Genomic DNA, 14,811 nt, shown 5'->3' on the forward strand with positions numbered 1-14,811 from the left:
GGTTTATGGGTTGGGCAGTCCTGGGATATTCAGTCCCGGATTGTCGTTCGCGGTCGGTTGCTGCGGCTGCGTGGCCGGAGCCTCCGACGGCTGTGCCGATGGTTGCTGGGGTTGGCGGGTCTGGTGGTTTGGCCGCGGTTGCGCAGGCTCCGGCTGCTGCTGCGTGGGCCGTTGCGTTTCCGGCGAATTGTACAGCGTTGATGGGGGTGCCTGGGTGCGGCGCTCGTGCGTTGTCGGCCGCTCTTCCGGAGTTTCTGTTTCCGTCACAGTTTCTGTCGGGGGAGCGGAGCTGGTTTCCTGCGTTGTGCTGGTGGCGGTGGTGCTGGATGGCTTGCCCGCGATGTCGTCGAAAAGCCCGGAGGTGAAGGCCCACACTGCGGCGACGCCGGCGAGAATGACCAGCAGTGCCACGAGCACGCCGGTTCCGAAGCCGTCGCTGGAGCTCTTCTTTTGCGGTTGCTTCTGTACCGCAGGCTGTTGGGGCCGCGGCCGGGGACGCGGGGCCGGGCGCGGTGCCTCCGGCTGCATCGTCGTCGCTTCGGTGACGGCTGCAAGCTGCGCGGTGGACTCCTGCGGGGTCGGCTCCACCGGGACTTTCTTTGTCACAGCGGTGGTGGGGCGCTCGCCGGCGCGGGCATCCGCAATGGCCTGCTGGAATTCTGTTCCGTCCGCGAAGCGGGTTGCCGGGTCTTTGCGCAGGGCGATGCCGATCAATTCGCGCGTCGGTGCGGAAATCGCGGTGGACATCGGCGGGACTTCGTTGGACACGTGGGCGAGTGCAACCGACACGGACGAGTCGCCGGTGAATGGGCGCTGCCCTGTGAGCAGCTCGTAGCCGACCACGGCCAGGGAGTACACGTCGGAGGCGGCAGTGACTTCTAAGCCCTGCGCCTGCTCCGGGGAGACGTACTGGGCAGTGCCCACCACCATCCCGGTGCGGGTCAGAGGCACCGCGGACGCGGCTTTAGCGATGCCGAAGTCCGTGATCTTGACCTTGCCGTTCTGGGTGATCATGAGGTTGCCCGGCTTGATGTCGCGGTGCACCAGGCCCAGTTGGTGGATCACAGAGAGCCCGTGCGCCGCCTGTTCGAGCACGTCGAGGGCGACAGACTCTTCCAGCTGGCCTTCGCGGGCGATCAGGTCCGCGAGGGATTCACCGCGGACGTACTCCATGACAATGAAGCACGCGTTGAAGCCTTCGCGCGTGGGGATCTCGCGGTAGTCGTAGGTGGCCACGACATTCGCGGAATTGATGCCCTGTGCGGCGTGGGCTTCATTGCGGAACCGGGTGAGGAACTCCTCGGTGCCGGAGAATTCGGGGCGGAGCACCTTTACGGCCACTTCGCGGTCGTTGGCGGGGTCGTCGGCAAGCCAGACGGTGGACATCCCGCCGTGCCCGATGATCCATTGGAGCTGGTAGTCGGGGCCGATCAGCTCTTGGAGTTCAGCGCGGTTGTCGGTGTGCATTACTCAGCGCCTCCTGCGGGGTTCTTGTCCTGCTTGTCGTCCTTCTTGGGGGCCGGAGCCACGGCCAGAATGTTGCGGCCCACTGGGGCGGAAACTTGTCCGCCCGTTGCGCTTTCGCCGAGTCCGCCGCCGTCTTTGACCACGACCGCTACTGCAACATCTTTGTCTGGGTCGAAGGCGACGTACCAGGTGTGCGGCGGGAGATTCTCTCCGTGCTCGGCGGTGCCGGTCTTGGAGGCGTACCCGTTGCCGTTGTAGCCGTAGGTGTTGCGTTCGGAGCTGAACATCAAATCGGTGATGGTTTCGGCTTCTTCCTTGGTCACGGCTTCCGCTGCTTGGCGGGGGCGGATCTGCCGGACCGTCCTCATCTCGGGGCTGACCACGCGGGAGACGACATGGGGCTCCATGCGGCGTCCCTCGTTGGCGATGGTTGCGGCCATGACCGCGGCCTGCAGCGCTGTCATCGTCACATCGCGCTGCCCGATGGCGGACATGCCCACAGCAGCCAGGTCTTCCAGGTCGCCCAGGGAACCAGCGGCGTTGGGCAGGCCGAGATCGTAGCGCTGCCCCACGCCGAAGGCGGTGGCGGCTTGGCGCAGTGGTTCGTCGCCAAGCTCGGTGGACATCTGGACGAACGCGGTGTTGCACGACAGGGTGAACGCGGTGCGCAAAGTGGTTGTGGAAGCGCCGCCGCAGGCGTTCCCGCCGTAGTTGGTAAGTTGCACCTCCGTGCCGGGGAGCGTGATGGCGGATTCGCCTGTCAGCGGGGAATCCGGGGTGTAGCCGTTTTTCAGGCCGGCTGCGGTGGTGATGATCTTGAAGATCGAGCCGGGCGGGAGCTGCTCTTGCGTCGCGTGGTTGAGCAGCGGTTGGCCGGGAGCGTTGTTCAGCTGCTCCCACGTCGATTCGGCGCTGTCCTCGTTCACGACTGCGTTCGGGTCGTACGACGGGTTCGACGCCATAGCCAGGACTTCGCCCGTGGAGGGTCGGATAGCCACGACAGCGCCGTTGTAGCCGCGGCTTTCCAGCTGGTCGTACGCGGCTGCTTGCGTCTTCGGGTCGATGGTCAGCTCAACGGAGTCGCCCACCCGGCCGTCCTGGTTTGTGCGCAGGAAGCGGTTGCCCTTCGCATTGGACTCGCCGTTCAGGTCGGCGTTGAAACCGGATTCGATGCCGGCTACGCCGTAGCGGTCGGACAGGTACCCCACGACAGGTGCGAACGAGTACGGCATATTCGGGTAACTGCGCTCGAAAAAGCCGTCGCCCACCGGGGTGGATTCAGCGAGAATCTGGCCGCCGGCGTTGATCTGGCCGCGCTCGACCTTCTTGGCCTCGATGAAATTTCGGGAATTAAGCGGATTGCGGGCGTACTCGTCTTCGTGGAATGCCTGAACCCAGGTGAAGTTTGCCAGGAGCACGACGGTGAGCAGGATGGAACCAAACGCGCCCCAGCGTATCGACGTATTCATCTATCGCACCCCCACGAGCTCGGGTTCATTGACGCTTTCGGTGTCTTCGACAGGCCGGTTGGCGTTGTTGGAGATGCGCAGCAAGAGGCCCAGCAGGATGTAGTTAGCCATGATTGCGGAACCGCCGGCAGACATGAACGGTGTGGTTAGGCCGGTCATGGGCAGCATCGCCGAGACGCCGCCAGCGACGACGAAGATTTGCACTGCGATGGTCAGTGACAGACCCGACGCGACGAGTTTGCCGTACGGGTCGCGCACCGCCAACGCTGTGCGGAAGCCGCGGGTGATGAGGATGGTGAAGATGATCAGAACGGCCGCTAACCCGACCAGACCTAATTCCTCGCCGATGGCGGCCAAGATGTAATCCGCGTGCGCCACCGGAACCATCTGCGGATGGCCAAAGCCCAGGCCGGTGCCGGTCACGCCGCCCCAGCTCAGGCCGAACAGCGCCTGGGAGGGTTGGTAACCGGTGGTGTCGTAGTTGGCTAGCGGATCGAGGAAGTTGGACACACGGTCCTGGATTTTCGAGGACACCTTGTACACGGCCATGCCGCCGACGGCGACCAGGCCAAGGCCGATGACCAGCCAGCTTGTGCGGCCGGTGGCGAAGTAGACCATGCCCAGCACGGTGGCGAAGAGCAGCAGTGCCGGGCCGAAGTCGTTGGACACGCCCATGATGACAATCGCGATGGCCCAGACCAGCAGGATCGGCGCCAAGTCGCGCAGGCGCGGGAACGTCATGCCGAGGAAGCGGTACCCCGCCACGGTGAACAGCGAGCGCTTCTGCGCCAATAGCTGAGCGAAGAAGAGAAGCAGCAGGATCTTGGAGAATTCGCCTGGCTGGATGGAGAACGGGCCAAGCCAGATCCAAATGCGGGCCTCGGCGTCCGGCGGTTGCGGCCACACGAGCGGCAAAGCGAGCAGGACGAGTCCGAGCAGGCCCAAAAGGTAGGAGAAGCGGGTGAGTTCGCGGTGGTCGCGCACGATCAGTAGTGTCGCCACCAAGAACAGAATTCCCACTAGCGACCACATCAACTGGCGCGGGGCGAGCCCAAAATCGGTCTCGAGGTCGAGCCGGTAGATTATCACGAGGCCGATCGCGTTGAGCGTCGCCGCTAGCGGCAAAAGCACCTGGTCAGCGTGCGGTGCGGCATAACACATGGCCATATGCGCGATTGCGTACACGCCGATGAAGCCGCCCACGAGCCACAGCATGTCCACTGTGAGCGCGTGGCCCTGCGACAATTCCAGGCCGACGAGCATGAGCAGCAGCAGGGCGGCGGACAGCACGAGCAGGAAGAGTTCCCGGCCGCGGGAGAAGAGCTGGCGCATCTATTTCACCTCCCGGCATTTGCCTGCGTCGGTTTCGTCGACGCAGGGGGGCAAGGCGTCGTCGGCAAGCCGGTTGAGCTGACCCGTGACGTCCGCGTACGTCCCGGTGCCGAGGTTGTGCACGCGCCCTTGAGTGGATTCAGGCAGGTCGGACAAGACGAACACGCGGCAATCACCAGGGACGTCGTTGCTGTCGACGAGCCGGATCTGGTTATCGTCGTTGATGCAGACCTGCTGGACCGGTTTGTGCATGTCACGGCCAAACAGAGTGCTCTTCATGCCTTGCTGGATGACGAATTCGTCCCGGTCGTTGACCGCCACGAAATATGTGTCGGAGCGTGCGGAATCGAACCACCACAGTCCGCCGAGCCCAACTAGAGCGACCGCGAGCACACCGATCACCCACGGCCACACGGAGCGGCGTTGGTGATCCTCCTCATCGTCGGATGCGCGTTCCTCTTTTTTGCTTATCGACGCCCCCTGCGCCCCCTTGTTCCTCTGCGCCCCCATCAGCTTCGCGGCTCGGCCGGCAGCGGTGTCCGGGTGCGTCGGCTCCTCGCCGGTGACCAACGCGCCAGCCATTGCGGAGGCCGCGGGAAGTTCGGGGCAGTCGGGGGAGTCCGAATCCACCACGTCAGCGACGATGACAGTGACGTTGTCCGGGCCGCCGGAGCGGAGCGCAAGCTCGATGAGCCGCGTCACCGCTTGCTCCGGTGTGCCTTCCGCGAGGCTGGTCTCCATCGTGGAGTGGGTGACCGGATCTGACAGGCCGTCGGAGCACAGCATGAAACGGTCGCCCGGCTGAACGGGCAGCAACTCCAGGTGCGGCTCTACTGGCCGGCCGGTGTACGCTTTGAGGATCAGCGACTTCTGCGGGTGCGAAGACACATCCTCCGGCTGTAGTTTGCCCTCGTTGACCAGGGACTGGACAAATGTGTCGTCCTCCGTGATCTGGGTCAGCTCACCGTCGCGGAGCCGGTAGCCACGAGAGTCGCCCACATGGATCAGACCCATATTCCGGCCGTCGAACATCAGGGCAGTGAGCGTGGTGCCCATCCCGTCCTGCTCGGGGTGCTCCGCAATGGAGTCGGAAATCGATGCGTTGGCATCGTCGGCGGCCGCCCCGAGCAGCGCCAGGATATCCGCGTCTTTCGGGTCGCGGTCTAAGTGCTCCATGTGCTCGACCATGAGCTGGGAGGCGACTTCTCCGGCGGCATGGCCCCCCATTCCGTCCGCGAGCAGCAGCAGGTGCGGGCCAGCGTAGGCAGAGTCCTCGTTGTTGTCGCGGACCAGCCCGCGGTCCGACGCGGTGTGGAAGTTGAGCTTCAAGTTCGTCATGGCATCAACCTCACAATCGTGCGCCCCATTTTGATGTCGGTTCCCACTTGGACGCGCTCAGGCTGGTCGATGCGGATTCCGCCGACAAACGTGCCGTTACGGGAGTCCAAGTCTTCCACGAACCAGTCGGATCCGCGGCGGAACAGGCGCGCGTGGCGCGAAGACGCGAAATCATCGCCGAGCACGAAGTCGTTGTCGTCGGCGCGGCCCAACGAGAGATCTTCCACCGTGGAGATATTCATGTGGGAACCGCGCAGAGGCCCTTCGACGACGACGACCTCACGCGCTTTTTCGCGGCGCGTCGACGCGGGAACTAGCGCTCCACCGCTGCGGCGCTGCGCCACCTCGGCGGTTTTGATATCGCGCCGCTGCACCGCGAGCACCACGAAAATGAAGAGCCAGAGAAGAATGAGGAGACCGAAGCGGGCCCCGAGCATCAATGCAGAGTCCATAAATCAGATCGCCACCTTACTGCCTAGCCTGCCCGGACTGCCCTGACTGCTCAGGCTGTTCAGCCGGAGCGCCGTAATCGAGGGCGGAGCCGGGGTAGGGGCGTGTGCCTGCGATACGCACCTCAAGATTCGAATGGCCCACCGTGATCACGTCGCCGTCTGCGAGCTCCCAGTTCTCCACCGGCTGATCGTTGACAGTCGTGCCGTTCGTGGACTGCAGGTCCACCAGGAACGCGGTAGCGCCGTCCCAAATGATCTCCGCGTGCTGGCGGGAAACACCCGTGTCCGGCAACCGGAAGTCGCAATCGTTGGAGCGGCCCAAGATGTTGGAGCCTTCATGCACGGGATACGTGCGTGAAGTTCCGTCCAACAGCAACAGGGTCACGGCGGCGCCGCCTGTGGAAGGGTCACTCGCAGCAGCGGCGGCGGGGGGCTGAGTCATGGGTGCCTCCTGGTGGTGTGGAGAACGGTCCGACAGGATCGCATCGAACCCGCTCTGGACGTCCGGTTCCTCGTCGACGTACGACGACACGCGGAGCTGCCCGGTCCGCAGACCTGACTCCTCCGCGACCCGCACGACGACGGGCCCGTACAGGCCAAGGTTCTGATTACGGATGAAACGTGTGAGCTGGCCGGCGAGGTGAGTGGGCAGATCCGGGTCCTGGGACAAGTTCTCCAAGTCCTTGCTGGACACGCCGATTGCGAAGACATTTGGGGTGATCAACTCGTCGTACTCGTTGTTGAACAACCCGTCCTGTGTCTCCTGCTTCAGCAGCTCCTCCAGCTCGGCGGGCACGACGCGCCCGCCGAAGACCGCGGCAAAGCTATTGTCCAGCCCGCGTTGGAGAGAACTGTCGATCCTGGCCAGCCTGTCCATCATGCCCATCTACCCACACCTCCTTCCAGCGGTACTCCCAGCACTAATGTTTCGACAGACAGTATAGGGTTCAAGGTTCCCACAACATAGCTACTGAGCCGAAAACCGGCATCTGCCAGTGAATTTGGAGGAAGCGGGTGACCGCATGCTATGTTAACTTAGTCGCCCGCCCGGGTGGCGGAATTGGCAGACGCGCTGGCTTCAGGTGCCAGTGTTCGCAAGAACGTGGGGGTTCAAGTCCCCCCCCGGGCACAAACGGCAGGCCCGTCGTTAAAGCAAAACGCTTCTAACGGAGGGCCTTCTTCGGTATCATCTTTCCTGCTCAGAAAGGTAATTTCCGCACAAATCCAGTCCGGCTCCGCGAGCATCGTCGAGGCAGAGTTCACCTTCATCCTCGTCTTCGTGGTGCTCAACGTCGCCACCGCTAACGCGAACGACGATAACTCCTTCTACGGCCTCGCCGTCGGTGCCACCGTCATGACCGGTGCTTTCGCAGTGGGCCCGATCTTCGGCGGCGGCTTCAACCCGGCTGTCGCACTCGGCTTTACGGTCAACGGCAACTTCGGGTGGTCCAACCTGTGGATCTACATCTTCGCACCGTTCGTGGGTGCCGCACTAGCAGCACTGTGCTTCCGTCTGCTCAGCCCCTCCGACCACGAGCACGACCTGCGGGCCTAACACTTAACGCTGCAGCATCCTCGGCATGCCGCCATTACACTGGCCGGCATGCCTGACACCCCCATCCCCGGATATCTCAACGCGATCCTCGACGATGTCCGCGACATCACCGACGGTGAGAACGCTGACTACATCGAAACTCTGCGCAACGCCGACCCGGACAAGCTCGCGCTCGCATTGTGCACGCGCAGCGGCCACCTGTACTCGGTGGGGGACGACGAGTACGAATTCTCCATCCAGTCCATCTCCAAGCCCTTCGTCTACGCCATCGCGCTCGACCAAGGCGGCGTGGAAAACGTGCACAGCGTCGTGGGCATGGAGCCGTCCGGCGAGGCTTTCAACGAGCTTTCGCTTGACGACGAAACCAAGCGCCCCACCAACCCCATGATCAATGCAGGAGCCATTGCGGTGAACCAGCTCGTCGCCGGCACCGACGCCACCGTCGAAGAACGCTCCACCATGGTCTTGGAGGAATTCTCCAAACTGGCCGGACGCCAACTGCGTTTTGACGAAGACATCGTCACCGCCGAGCTCTCCAGCGCCGACCGAAACATGGCGCTGGCCCACATGCTCCGTGAATACCGGATCATCGAGGACGACGTCGACGATGCAGTGACCAGCTACACCCGCCAGTGCTCCATCCTGGTCAACGTGAAAGACCTAGCCGTAATGGCGGCGACCCTTGCCAACGGCGGTATCCAGCCCGTGACGGGGGAGCGGGTGCTCAGCTCCCAGGCATGCCGCCTCACCCAGTCCGTCATGGCGTCCGCCGGCATGTACGACGGCTCCGGCAAATGGATGAGCACGGTCGGCATCCCCGCCAAATCCGGTGTTGCCGGCGGCTTGATCGGCACCCTGCCGGGGCAACTCGGCGCGGCATCGCTGTCCCCGCGCCTCAACGACAAAGGCAATTCGGTCCGTGGCGTGGAAATCTTCCGCCGCCTGTCCAAGACGCTCGGCCTGCACATGATGGGATCCCACTACTACTCCGCGCCGGGCATCCGTTCCGTGCGCCGCGAAGGTGACACCAACGTGGTGGAGTTGCAGGGCATGATCAACTTCACCGCCGCGGAGGCGATCCTCCACGACCTCGTGGAGCGCGATCTCGTCGGCGAGGAGCTCGTTTTGGACTTCTCCCATGTCACCTCGTTCAACCTGGCGGGCCGTCGTCTGATCAAGGAAGGCCTACGCGAGTTCCGCGAAAAGGGATTCGACGTCGCCGTCTACGACCCCGACTCAGCCATGCCGGACTACGAGTTCTCCGACGGCACGCACGTGGAATCCATCCAGGACTTCACCGATTCCTTCACTGTCAGCGTCTCCGCGAAAGATGCCTTCAGCGTGGTTTCCAAACCGCAGGAATGGTGGGAGGACAGCGAGGCGGGGGGCCTCACCGTCGACGAGGTCGACGACGGCCAGCGCGTCGTGCTGCACAGCGATCCGACGGGCGAGGATTTCATCTTCGATTTCGACGAGCACGAGGACGGCAGCACCCGCGTGCACCTCACCCACCGCGGTTTGAAACCGAATTTCGAGGAGGCGGCGGAAAGCTGGCACGAGCGTATCCGCCAGCGCCTCGAGCCGCTGATCAACCGCTATTGACCGAAACCATTTGGCATGCGCCGAGGTTTTCTAAGTTGTGGAAAGGGCGGATCGTTGCAACGTTTCCTAGTTTTCGTCCAAATGAAACAATTCAGCCATTCATTTAGCGCGGGTTGCGTATCCGAAGTTTTTGTGGCCGGCAGTTGAGTTTGCACGCAACCATCTCAAGGTCCTCTTCGTCATAAACACCAGCGTCACTGCCTTTGGGGAAATACTGGCGGAGTAACCCGTTGGTGTTCTCGTTAGCGCCACGTTGCTAGAGAGATGCTAGCGTGCTGCGTTATACCGGCTAGTCCGCGGCAATGCTAATCGACTCATGGCCTGCTATTTCTGATCCCAAGTTATTGATGCTTGTAGTTACTTCGGTTAGTTCGTGAAGGTTTCTACAATCGCATCGCGCACCGTGCTGGTTCCGTGCCCATGAGTCAAACGGGGCAGCACGAGGTACCAGCCACACCCAAAAACCACCCTTCTGATCGGTGTTGCAACGTTCCCAAGATTCCGGGAAGTGCGATGGAACTACGAAGGACCCCGCATTATCCATGCGGGGTCCTTCTGAGTAGCTAGAGGAACCGTACAGCTGTAACGCCGAGTGGGGTGTTGAGCTGTTCTAGAGCGCGCTGATGTTGATGTCCGGTAGGCCCGGCAGGCTTAAGTTGTTAAGGAAATTAGAAGGCGCAGTCCTTGTCTTGTCGTGGGACGGGCTGAATTCGTTGCTGAAGGAGGAAGACGGGGTCTTGTCGTGGGACGGGCTGAATTCGTTGCTGAAGGAGGAAGACGGGCTGAATTCGTTGCTGAAGGAGGAAGACGGGCTGATTTCGGGGCTGAATTCAACGCTCACGTTTTCGGGGCGTGCCGGCAAGCTGATTTGGGGAAGGTTGACTTCGGGCAACCCAAGAGAAAGCTTTAGGAGCAGGTCCTTGATAGGGCCGGACACAATCTCGTTGATTTGAATTAGCAGGTCCATTGGCGCTTGCTGTCTTTCTGCTTCGAGGGAAAGGATAGAACATCCAGAAATTGACAACTAGGAATATACAAATGGGAGTCGTGATTGTCCACCCTTTTTGACATGCTATCGGGCTGAGTATTTGACATGCTATCGGGCTGAGTAAAGGTAAGCCTCCAATCCTTCTGGGCCATGGCTAGAACACCAGAATTGGGCGGTAATATCGGTTTTTGAATATTGCTAAGCAGCTCGTTCCAGCTCACCCATTTTGCGATCACTTAAAACCACTGAAAACCAGGAGGAATCATGCTCGACAGCACGATCTGGTGGCATGTGTACCCACTCGGCGCCGCGGGCGCCCCGATCCGCGACCGCGCCGGGGACGGCTCCGACGCCGCCCCGCGCCTGCGCCAGCTGGAACCCTGGCTCGACTACCTCATTGAGCTCGGCTGCGACGGCTTGCTCCTCGCCCCGATCTTCGAGTCCGTCGGCCACGGTTACGACACCCTCGACCACTACCGCATTGACTCCCGCTTAGGCACCAACGAGGATTTCGACTGGCTCATGGACGCCTGCCGCCAGCGCGGCATCAAAGTGATGCTGGACGGGGTGTTCAACCATGTGGCGGCGAGCCACGCGGCCGTCGATAAGGGCCTTGCGGGCAGCACCTCCTGGGAAGGGCACGACGAACTGGCCACGCTGCACCACGACGACGAGCGCGTGCGCGACATGGTCGCCGACATCATGAAATTCTGGCTCGCCCGCGGCATCGCCGGCTGGCGCCTCGATGTCGCGTACTCCGTCCCGCCCGAATTCTGGTCCGATGTCCTCGCCCGCGTGCGCGCCGACTACCCCGATGCTCTCTTCCTCGGTGAAGTGATCCACGGCGACTACGTCCAGATCGCACGTGACGGCACCCTCGACGCCGTCACCCAGTACGAGCTTTGGAAAGCCATCTGGAGCTCGCTCAAGGACGAGAACTTCTGGGAGCTCGACCACGCCCTCACCCGCCACCAGAAGGTGGCCAGCCAACTGCTGACCAACACGTTCATCGGCAACCACGACGTCGACCGCATCGCCAGCAAGGTCGGCCAGGACAAGTCGGTCATCGCTTTGGGCATTCTGCTGACGCTGCCGGGCATGCCCAGCATTTATTACGGCGATGAGCAAGGCTTCGAAGGTGCCCGCGGCGAAGGCTTCAGCGCCGATGACGCCGTCCGCCCGCCGCTGCCTGCCACCCCCGGCGAGCTGTCCGAACTCGGCGCGTGGATCTTCCGCGAGCACCAGGCGCTCATCGGCCTACGCCGCCGCAACCAGTGGCTCACACACGCCGACATCGAGGTTCTCGACAAAACCAACGAGACCATCAGCTACCGCGTCTTCGCCGACAACGAGGAGCTGCTTATCGACGCCTGGCTCACCCCCGCCCCCGGCATCCGCATCCGCTCCGCCGCTGCCGCCTCCGACGCCGCCGAGACCGTCTATGAGTGGGTACTCTAAGCCCCTCCTGTTGGGTTTGGGTGTCCCGAGCTTCTCCGCATGGGCTTGAGCACCCCAAACTTTCCCCGCGTGGACTTTGGCGCCCCGGAGCAACTAGAACTACGTACAAACCGCACAGCCGGGCGGAAAGGTCGCCCCGCGGCCCCGCAGGCATGCGCGGAAACGCTTAGCGCATCAGGTCGCGGCCGTACTTGAGCGCAAAGGTGAGTGCCTGCGCCCACTTTTCGGGGGCGATGCCATCGGGGCCGGCAATCGGGACAAGTCGCTGCTCGGCAACAGTGCGGGACTCGGTGTACTTGAGCAGCCCGCCGTCGCCGTGGCGGCGACCGACACCGGAGCGCTTCCAGCCGCCCATGGGTGCACCGATCGAGGACCATCCGGCGCCGTACCCCTCGTTGATGTTCACAGTTCCCGCCTGGAGCTGTGACGCGATCTTGTGCGCGGTGGACGGCTTGCCGAAGACGGAGGCGTTGAGTCCGTATTCGGTGTCGTTGGCCTTGGCGATGGCTTCTTCGTGCGAGTCGACGACTTCGATGTAGACGACCGGGCCGAAGACTTCTTCGCGGTACAGCTTGGCGTCTTCGGGGACGTTGAGCAGCACGGTCGGAGCGTAGAAGGCGGGGCCGAGGTTGGCCAGGCGCTTGCCGCCGGTGGCGATGGTCGCGCCTTTGCTCACTGCGTCCTCGACGAATTCCGCGACGGTGTCTGCTTGGTCTTCGTTGATGAGGGAGCCCATGTCGATATTCCAGTCGTGGCCGCCGCCGATGCGCATCTTTTCCACACATCGGACGAACGCCGGGATGAAACGGTCAGCGACATCGCGGTGGACGTACATGCGTTCAATGGAGATGCACAGCTGGCCGGTGTTGGAGAAGCAGGCGTGGCGGACACCGCTGACGATCTTTTCCACGTCAGCATCTGCGGTGACAATGAGCGGGTTTTTGCCGCCGAGCTCACCGGAGAAGCCGATGAGCCGTTCGCCGGCTTGTGCGGCGAGCTTTGCGCCGGTGGCGGAGGATCCGGTGAACATTAGGTAGTCGGCCTCCTCGACGAGGAGCTGACCTACTTCGCGGCCGGAGCCGGGTACGACATTGAGCACGTCCTTCGGCAGGCCGGCTTCAGCAAAGAGTTCTGCGGCGCGCAGCGCGGTGAGCGGGGTGGAGGAGTCGGGTTTGAGCACCACGGTGTTGCCGGCGAGGATGGCGGGGATGGCGTCGGAAAGCGCGAGCACGAGCGGGTAGTTCCAGGGCGCGATGATGCCCACGACGCCGACGGGGGCGTGCTCGACGTGAGTCTTGGTGGCGATCGGCAGGGCGACCTTGGCCCGGTTGTTCGTCAGCACTTTCCCTGCGCGGTACGCATAGTGGCGTGCGGTCAGGGCGCTGTCCAGAACTTCTTCGAAGGCGGAGCGGCGGTTCTTGCCGTTTTCGTCCTGGATGAGGTCGAGCAGCTCGGCCTGGTGTTTGAGCACGAGGTCGTGGTAGCGCAGCATGATCCTCTTGCGCTCTTTGACCGGTGTGGCGGCCCATTCGGGTTGCTTGGCGCGGGCGCGCTCAATGAACTGCCGGGCGGTGTCTGCGGAGTGGTAGTTGGTGGTGCCGACGATGCTGCCGTCAGCGGGGTTTTTGATGGTTTTCGTGGAATTATCCTGGTTGAGCTGCGTCGTCATAGTCCCCAAACATAGTGCACAGGCATAGCGCCGCACAGGTCCTTTGGCGACAAAAATCAAATACCAAGGAAACGGCGCACAAGGCTGCGGTACGCGCGGGCGGTGAGTTCGACGTCTTCGACGTGGACGAATTCGTCGTGGGAGTGGAGTTGGTCGAGCACCTCGCCGAAGCTGCGCCCCGTGGCGTGGAGGGCGAAGCCGTAGCCGACTCCGCCGAGCCTTCGCCCGAAGCGGAGGTCGGAGCCGCCGGCTGCGATGGTGGGCACGATCTCGGCGTCGGGGAAGAACTCGTGGAGGGTGGCGGTGATGGCGTCGTAGAGCGGCCCGGACGCAGGCGAAACGGTCGCGTCTTCGGTGATGAGGTGTTCGATGTCGACGCGTTCGGCCAAGTCGCCGAGAGCTTCAAGCAGCAGCTTATCGACATCCCCCTGCCCCTGCCCCGGCAACGGCCTAATATCCAGCTCAATGTAGGCGGTGGACGGCAGCACGTTGATCGCACCGCCGGCATGCAACACTGTCGGTGCGACGGTGAGGTGGCTCATGGCGTGCGAATAGCGCGCAAGGGGGCCGAGCGCCTCGTAGTTCTCTCCCGCAATGAGTGCCGCCTCCGTTGCCGGGTCGAAGCGGAAGGACCGGATGTAGCCCTGCCACAGGTCGTCGGAGACGACATCCGGTTCAATGGCGCTCAAGCGGCGCGCGACTTCCCCGATCAGTCCGACGGTGAGCTCCCGTCCGTAGGGCGCGGATCCGTGGCCGGCGTCGCCGTGAATAGTGATGCGGCGCTGGGCTGCTCCTTTCTCACCGACGACTACTACGATCGCATCTTTCGCACCCGCGCCGTCCGCGCTGTCTGTGTCACCTGCACTCCCCGTGTCACCTGCGTTGCCCACACCCTGCACGGGGATGTGGGATCCTCCAGTCTCAGAGAGGCAATTGCGCCAGCTGAAGGCCTCGGGCTCGTTTTCGGCAATCCACCCGGCGCCCAAACCTCCGCGAGCTTCCTCGTCTGCGCAGGCGACGAAGGTGAGGGTGCCGCGGGGCGGGGTGCCGGACTCCTCGGCAGCCACGGCGACTTCCCGAGTGACTGCTGCCATCGCGGCGGTGATGAAGAGCATGTCGGTGGCGCCGCGGCCGTAAATGCGGGCACCGTCAGCTGCCTCAACGGTCTCGGCGGCGAAGGGTTGTTGCGTCCACTTGTCTTCGTCCACAGGAACGACGTCGGTGTGGCCGAGCAGTGTCAACGGCTCAGCTGACGGGTCACTGCCCGGGACCGTGAAGGCGACCGAGACGCGGCCGGGATGGGGCTCGAAACGCCGGATCTTTACGGAGGTGTCCGCGAAGAACTCCTCGAGCGTGTCCGCGTTGCGCACTTCCTGGCCGGAGTCCGCGGTGAGGTCGTTGACGCACGCGTTGCGGATCAGCTTCTTCAGCAGATCGACGGTGGTTCCTTCGAGACTTCCTTCATGCGCCATCGGCGGTGT

11 protein-coding genes, 1 tRNA gene and 2 pseudogenes are annotated in these 14,811 nt (G+C 63.0%); 4 read left to right on the plus strand and 10 right to left on the minus strand.

Going from position 1 to position 14,811, the window contains the following annotated elements; genetic code table 11:
* Positions 1-3: 3 nt before the first annotated feature.
* From QYQ98_RS06105 to QYQ98_RS06130, 6 genes are read right to left on the minus strand one after another with little or no spacing between them, the layout of a single operon-like run.
* Positions 4-1,467 carry a serine/threonine-protein kinase gene (locus QYQ98_RS06105; protein ID WP_302006013.1) on the minus strand — a complete coding sequence of 488 codons (1,464 nt, stop codon included), beginning with the start codon at positions 1,465-1,467 and terminating at the stop codon, positions 4-6.
* Positions 1,467-2,936 carry a penicillin-binding transpeptidase domain-containing protein gene (locus tag QYQ98_RS06110; protein ID WP_302006014.1) on the minus strand — a complete coding sequence of 490 codons (1,470 nt, stop codon included), beginning with the start codon at positions 2,934-2,936 and terminating at the stop codon, positions 1,467-1,469. Before QYQ98_RS06110 ends, QYQ98_RS06105 begins: the two co-directional genes overlap by 1 nt.
* Positions 2,937-4,268 carry an FtsW/RodA/SpoVE family cell cycle protein gene (locus QYQ98_RS06115; RefSeq protein ID WP_302006015.1) on the minus strand — a complete coding sequence of 444 codons (1,332 nt, stop codon included), beginning with the start codon at positions 4,266-4,268 and terminating at the stop codon, positions 2,937-2,939.
* Positions 4,269-5,606, minus strand: coding sequence for a PP2C family serine/threonine-protein phosphatase (locus QYQ98_RS06120; RefSeq protein WP_302006016.1), 1,338 nt, complete (start codon positions 5,604-5,606; stop codon positions 4,269-4,271).
* Positions 5,603-6,058 (minus strand): FHA domain-containing protein, encoded by a 456-nt coding sequence (locus tag QYQ98_RS06125; protein ID WP_302006017.1) that lies wholly within the window; start codon positions 6,056-6,058, stop codon positions 5,603-5,605. The genes QYQ98_RS06120 and QYQ98_RS06125 overlap by 4 nt, the downstream gene beginning before the upstream one ends.
* 16 nt (positions 6,059-6,074) lie before the next feature.
* Positions 6,075-6,944: a DUF3662 and FHA domain-containing protein gene (locus QYQ98_RS06130; RefSeq protein WP_302006018.1), complete on the minus strand. Its 870-nt coding sequence runs from the start codon at positions 6,942-6,944 to the stop codon at positions 6,075-6,077.
* 159 nt (positions 6,945-7,103) lie between these two features.
* On the opposite strand from QYQ98_RS06130, the gene QYQ98_RS06135 reads away from it, so the two are divergent.
* From QYQ98_RS06135 to QYQ98_RS06145, 3 genes and pseudogenes are all read left to right on the plus strand, one after another.
* Positions 7,104-7,187: transfer RNA gene (locus QYQ98_RS06135), tRNA-Leu, on the plus strand.
* Positions 7,161-7,613 (plus strand): aquaporin, encoded by a 453-nt coding sequence (locus QYQ98_RS06140; RefSeq protein ID WP_302006019.1) that lies wholly within the window; start codon positions 7,161-7,163, stop codon positions 7,611-7,613. The genes QYQ98_RS06135 and QYQ98_RS06140 overlap by 27 nt, the downstream gene beginning before the upstream one ends.
* 39 nt (positions 7,614-7,652) lie before the next feature.
* A pseudogene (locus tag QYQ98_RS06145) lies at positions 7,653-8,906 on the plus strand (glutaminase); the annotation flags it as partial.
* A gap of 436 nt (positions 8,907-9,342) precedes the next feature.
* Here QYQ98_RS06145 and QYQ98_RS06150 read toward each other — a convergent pair.
* Positions 9,343-9,471: pseudogene (locus QYQ98_RS06150) on the minus strand (IS30 family transposase); the annotation flags it as partial.
* A 354-nt stretch (positions 9,472-9,825) separates the two neighbouring features.
* Positions 9,826-10,182 carry a hypothetical protein gene (locus tag QYQ98_RS06155; protein WP_302006020.1) on the minus strand — a complete coding sequence of 119 codons (357 nt, stop codon included), beginning with the start codon at positions 10,180-10,182 and terminating at the stop codon, positions 9,826-9,828.
* 285 nt (positions 10,183-10,467) lie between these two features.
* Between QYQ98_RS06155 and QYQ98_RS06160 the strand changes: the two genes are divergently transcribed.
* Positions 10,468-11,661, plus strand: coding sequence for an alpha-amylase family protein (locus QYQ98_RS06160; protein WP_302006021.1), 1,194 nt, complete (start codon positions 10,468-10,470; stop codon positions 11,659-11,661).
* A 166-nt stretch (positions 11,662-11,827) separates the two neighbouring features.
* Here the strand turns inward: QYQ98_RS06160 and QYQ98_RS06165 are convergent, their stop codons facing one another.
* A complete protein-coding gene (locus QYQ98_RS06165; RefSeq protein ID WP_302006022.1) occupies positions 11,828-13,330 on the minus strand; it encodes a succinic semialdehyde dehydrogenase in 1,503 nt (500 codons plus the stop codon).
* Positions 13,331-13,386: 56 nt separating this feature from the next.
* The gene (locus QYQ98_RS06170; protein WP_302007706.1) at positions 13,387-14,802 is read right to left on the minus strand and encodes a M20/M25/M40 family metallo-hydrolase; all 1,416 of its coding nucleotides are present in this window, start codon (positions 14,800-14,802) and stop codon (positions 13,387-13,389) included.
* Positions 14,803-14,811 lie beyond the last annotated feature (9 nt).

Source organism: Corynebacterium sp. P3-F1 (assembly GCF_030503635.1).
Classification (GTDB): domain Bacteria; phylum Actinomycetota; class Actinomycetes; order Mycobacteriales; family Mycobacteriaceae; genus Corynebacterium.